Here is a 4,947-nt window from a genome sequence, read left to right as displayed (position 1 = left end):
CACCGTGAGCGTGACTTGCGCCACGGTCAGCTACACCGTCACCGCCACGGCGACCGGCAACGGCACGATCACGCCGGCCTCGCAAAGCGTCGATCTCGGCGAGCGCCTCGATGGCGGCCGCCTGCGCTTCCTGCGCAACCGCGCCTTCGCGATCAGCCGCAAGCGCATCGCCGCCGAACCGGACGAGGCCATCGATGTGTTGCGCTGGCTGGAACAAGTCGTGCGCACGCTCGACCAGTCACCCACCAGTGGCCCGGAAGGCACGCGCGTGCATTTCTCGCCGGGCGAGGACTGCCTGCGCGAACTGCTGGCCCTGTGCCTGCAATGCCGCCAGCACCTGGATATCTGCGTCTACACCATCGCCGACGACCGCCTCAGCGAGGCCATCCTGGCCTGCCACCGGCGCGGCATCACCGTGCGCCTGATCAGCGACAACGACAAGAAGTTCGACGACGGCAGCGACGTGCGCGCGCTACGCGACGCTGGCATTCCGGTGCGCGTGGACAACCAGCCGCACGATATGCACCACAAGTTCGCCCTGTTCGACCGCCGCATCCTGGCCAACGGCAGCTTCAACTGGACCCCGCAGCGCCAGTCGCTACAACGAGGAGAACCTGGTCATCAGCGACGATACGCGCCGGGTCGACGCTTTCGCCCGCCGCTTCGACACCCTCTGGCAACGCTTCGCCCGCTGAAACAGGCGCATCCAGGCGACCCGATCAGCCGGTTGCATCACCAGGATCGGCCGCACCCGCGGGGAATGACGCAAACGATCTCTTCTCGAGGCCGTCCTTGCGACGCACGGAACATACGTTCCGCGCTGAGCCCTGAACGAACCTGATCATTGCGTGCCCGTCTTCTCCAACCGATGAGAGGCCGATCCGGGCGGAGCGGTCACAACGTCTCGTGCTCGCAACCATCTACCACCCGCCTGCGAACGCGAAGTCGCTCCGCTCATCCTAGACTTGCTCTCCGTTCCAGTCGGCGCTCACTCGGACAGCAACTCGAAATCGTTGCAGAACACCCCGTCGGCACCGAACTGCGCGGCACACCAGTAGCGCACCGAGATCTCCAGCCACGCACAATGCGGCAACGCCGGCGAGTCGATGCACTGCTCCAAACGCCCGGACGTCCAGGATGATGCATGATCGGTGGCGGCGACGACAGGCAGTTGATCCGGCCCCAAGACATCGTCGTCCAATCGCGCGCGAATGATCACATAGCCCTGCACGGTCGACGGCAGACCTGCACCGGTGCAATGGACCACCTGGCCGGTAACGGCGCTGCCGCTGGCGGCACAGCTCATTGACGGTAGCGCACCCGATACATCCTGATACGCCATGCCCGGCGGCAGTGCGATTTTTACATGCGTTGCCGGCGACGTGGCAGCACCGATGTTTTCGAACTCGACATTCAGCTGGGCCTGTTGACCGGCCACCAGCTCACCGGAAAGATTGCTGAATGCGTTGATGACGATATCCGGTTCCAGTGCAGGCGCGGCTTCGAACGTCAGCCGTCCACAACCAAGAATGGACGGATCGGCAACGCATTCACTCATATCGACCGATTGCGACGGATTGGTCATGCGCACGTGAATCGCGTGGGGGCCAGGTATCGCCAACCCGGCAAGCACGTCGAAACGAACGCTCATCCATGCATTGACCAGATGCGGCAGGTAAGGCGTGGTGCAGGTCAGCAAGGTATCAGCACCCGCCGGCTCGGCGGCACACGTCCAGTTCGGCAGACCTGCTGCATCCACCCACGATATCCCATGGGGCACGAGAAATTGAAACTGCACGGGCGAGTTGTTCGAGTCATACCCGATGTTCTCGGGCTCCAGAACGACCGATACCCGAGCGCCATGTCGCCACGGCGAAAGCCACGCAGCGACGGGGCCAGCCTGGTCGACCTGCGAGCCGACCGTCCCCCACTGCCTGATCGACAAGGACGAGGGCTCCACGGTGATCGACATCTGAGCGCAACCGGTGTCGCTGGGTGAAGCGACGCAGACCAACGGCTCCGGCAAGGACACCTGGTCCGACTCGATCGTCACCTGGCTTGTCAGCGTCCCTGGCAGTGCGTCAGGCGGCGCTGCCAGGGTCAGCCGGACATAGGGCGCTTCCATCTGCACCGAAGACAAGGTTCCCGACCACACGCATTCCACGACGTTGGTCGCATCCACGTCGCACGACCATCCGTTGTTGTTGTGGCCGACGTAGCTCAACGTCGAACCTATCGGCACACGAAGATAGAAAGGCCCGCTCAGCACCTCGGCATCCATCTGCGACTTTTCGACAAAGATCGTCACGAAAGCGCGCTCACCGGTATGGAACGTATTCGGGACTACCTCCAGTTTCAGAGGGCCGGCTTGGGCGATGAGCGCATTCAATCCAAACGCCACTGCACAGCAACGCAAGATCAACGAAATCGTCATGGGCACCAGAAATCGGCAACAGTTGGGCGCGAAAGTATGGGCGTGATGAACTCGACACACCAGACAGAGCACCGTGTCGACTCTCAGCGCCCTGCCAGGGTGACACCCGCAACGATCTGATTAGTGGGAAGATCACCCCAGCCGGCGCACTTCACGCCATCCGAAATCGACACAATCTTTTACAATCACTGCGGCCCCTGAGCACGACACAACACACCTGGGACAACAACAGTCGGTCGGTGACCATGCGCTGCGAGCACCATTCCGCCTGCGGTGATGGCGCGCCATCACGGTCGCCACGCGGTGGTGCGCTCTTGCCGCCGATGCGGTTCCATGACCCGGCAGCGTGCCGACCAAGGCACGATCAGGGTGACGATGCAAGTCTGTGGTCTAGGTGGCGAGCGTGCGATGATCGGCGCTGACCGCAACGCCGTTCACCGTGCAACTCAATCCCGCCCAAAACGCATACGCTCGAGATCGAGCCGATCCAGATCGTCGGGATTGGGCGGAAGTTTGCGCATTCAGTGCCATACCGGAAAGGACAGGGCCGCTCACTGTACGGCAGCGCGGCAACTCGATCGACCACCAACGCACGCTCGGGATCGAAGGGCGCCGCCGGGGCCACCCACGGGGGCAGGCGCTGCTATGCTGCGCCCGGCTCCGGGGGGGAAAAGACATGACGATATCGACAAGGTTAGGGCGACGACGTCCGCGACTGGCCGCGCCCCTGCTGGCGCTGCTTCTGGGGGCCATGACCGGCATTGGCATGGGCGCCGATCGCGGCGATCAGCCCGGCAGCTGGCAACTCCCCGCCGGCCATCACGTTCCCGCAAAGATGGCGATGACGCTGGTGCATCCGCGTCCGGAGGCGCCCGCCTGGGCGTATTCCCGAAATGCCCACCCGGGCATCCGCTGGGAAATTCCCATCGTCGTCCAGGGCGGCGCCTGGCCGTTCCGCTACGTGCTGGTCGATGACGGTGGCGCCACCGGCCTAGCGATCGGCAGCGAGCTGGCTCGCCGTATCGACCGCGGATTCATCGTCCATGAGCGCACACCCGACTACGGGCTGTTGCACTGGGAGGATCCATTGCCAGGCAGCTACGCCATCCGTCTGCGCGTCGAAGACCAGGATGGCAACGACATCGAAGTCGACATCGCGCTGCTGGTCGGCAGCGCCGGCTGGGTGTTCGTCGATGCCGACAACGGCGATGATGACAACGGCGATGGCTCGGTTTCCGCACCCTTTCGCAGCATCCAGCGGATCCACGACGGCGGCCAGGCCTACACCGACCACCGCGTCTACCTCAGCGGCGTGGTGCCGATGGATGGCAACCATCCCGGCGGCGACCTGGCGATCAACCGCAGCGACTACCGGCACACGCCGGCCGTGTGGGTGGGAAGACCCGGTGGCAATGCCGTACTGGAGGCGTATGAGGGCCGTATCAGCCTGACCGCACCGGACTTCTACCTGGCCAACCTCGAGCATCGCCACCACATCGACTTCGTCCAGGATCACGGCAACTACATCCACATGATCACCGCCTGGGGCAACACCGCACGGGTGACGATGCACGACGTGAACTTCAGCCGCTTCCACGGCCACCCGGTCAATGCCGACCTGGGCAATTCCTCGGTCATCATGTTCACCGACCAGGGCTCACCGCGGAATCATGTCGCCATCGTCAACAACACATTGAGCGGCGACAACGGCATATTCACCAGCACCTACCAGCTGCACCATTCGGTGATCGAGAACAACCGCGCCGTGAACGCCCGCTTCGTCACCGCCGACCCGTCGACCTGGGCGATCTTCTGGATCAAGCGCTTCAACGAATTCATTTCCGTACGCGGCAACGAGTTCCGCGACGGCAACGAATGGGGCTCACCCGGCAACCTCAGCGCCGCCCTTGGCATGGATGCCGCGCGCAACATCGAGTTCGCCTACAACACCGTGCACACGCCCTACGATTTCGCCGATGGTCGCCACGGCGCCATCAAGCTGTTCACCAACTCCAGCCAGGCCAGCTACACCTGGACACCGGAAACACCGGTGTGGCTGTACCGGAACTCGCTGCGCCACCGCTTCAATTTCGAGGGCAACAACCTGGTCAACATGCCCGACGCCAACGTCGTCACCGAACGCAACGTGCTGGCACCGCGCGCCTGGCCCAGCCATCGCATCCTGCTCAACATCGACAACCTCGATGGTGACACCTACTTCGATGCATCCATGCGGCTGACCGGCCCGGCGCGGACCGCCTATCTGGGTCGCTACGGTGCAGAAATCGCGGTTCCGCTCGGCGATCTCATTTTCGCCAACGGCTTCGACTGACGATCGTCCGCAGGCCGTCGCTGCCCGCATTGCCCTGGCTCTCGTTATTGTCCCTGGCACGGATTCACATCAATTGTCACTGGCACTGCTGTGGCTCGACGGCGTGTACGTGGAAGCCACCGAGCTGCCGCGGCACGAACTGCGCCTGCACCGCGCCCGTGCGCCCACCACCGCGCAGTTG

The 4,947-nt window shown here is 63.6% G+C and carries 3 protein-coding genes; 2 read left to right on the top strand and 1 reads right to left on the bottom strand.

Features of this window, described 5'->3' with window-relative positions; genetic code table 11:
* A partial coding sequence (locus EDC25_RS14470) for a phospholipase D-like domain-containing protein (RefSeq protein ID WP_132577791.1) occupies nucleotides 1-841 on the top strand: 841 nt, incomplete at its 5' end.
* 147 nt (nucleotides 842-988) lie between these two features.
* On the opposite strand, the gene EDC25_RS14465 is transcribed toward EDC25_RS14470, so the two are convergent.
* Nucleotides 989-2,434 (bottom strand): hypothetical protein, encoded by a 1,446-nt coding sequence (locus EDC25_RS14465; RefSeq protein ID WP_132577789.1) that lies wholly within the window; start codon nucleotides 2,432-2,434, stop codon nucleotides 989-991.
* Nucleotides 2,435-3,110: 676 nt separating this feature from the next.
* On the opposite strand from EDC25_RS14465, the gene EDC25_RS14460 reads away from it, so the two are divergent.
* A complete protein-coding gene (locus EDC25_RS14460) occupies nucleotides 3,111-4,766 on the top strand; it encodes a hypothetical protein (protein ID WP_132577787.1) in 1,656 nt (551 codons plus the stop codon).
* Nucleotides 4,767-4,947 lie beyond the last annotated feature (181 nt).

The sequence above is a fragment of the Pseudofulvimonas gallinarii genome, assembly GCF_004343305.1.
In the GTDB taxonomy this organism is placed as follows: domain Bacteria; phylum Pseudomonadota; class Gammaproteobacteria; order Xanthomonadales; family UBA2363; genus Pseudofulvimonas; species Pseudofulvimonas gallinarii.
The sequence above is the reverse complement of the archived record's forward strand: the minus strand, read 5'-3'. Positions and strand labels throughout refer to the sequence as shown.

Bases quoted from the DNA above. Each gene is read 5' to 3' on its own strand.
- EDC25_RS14465 (WP_132577789.1), bottom strand. From the start codon at position 2,434: ATGACGATTTCGTTGATCTTGCGTTGCTGTGCAGTGGCGTTTGGATTG.
- EDC25_RS14460 (WP_132577787.1), top strand. From the start codon at position 3,111: ATGACGATATCGACAAGGTTAGGGCGACGACGTCCGCGACTGGCCGCG.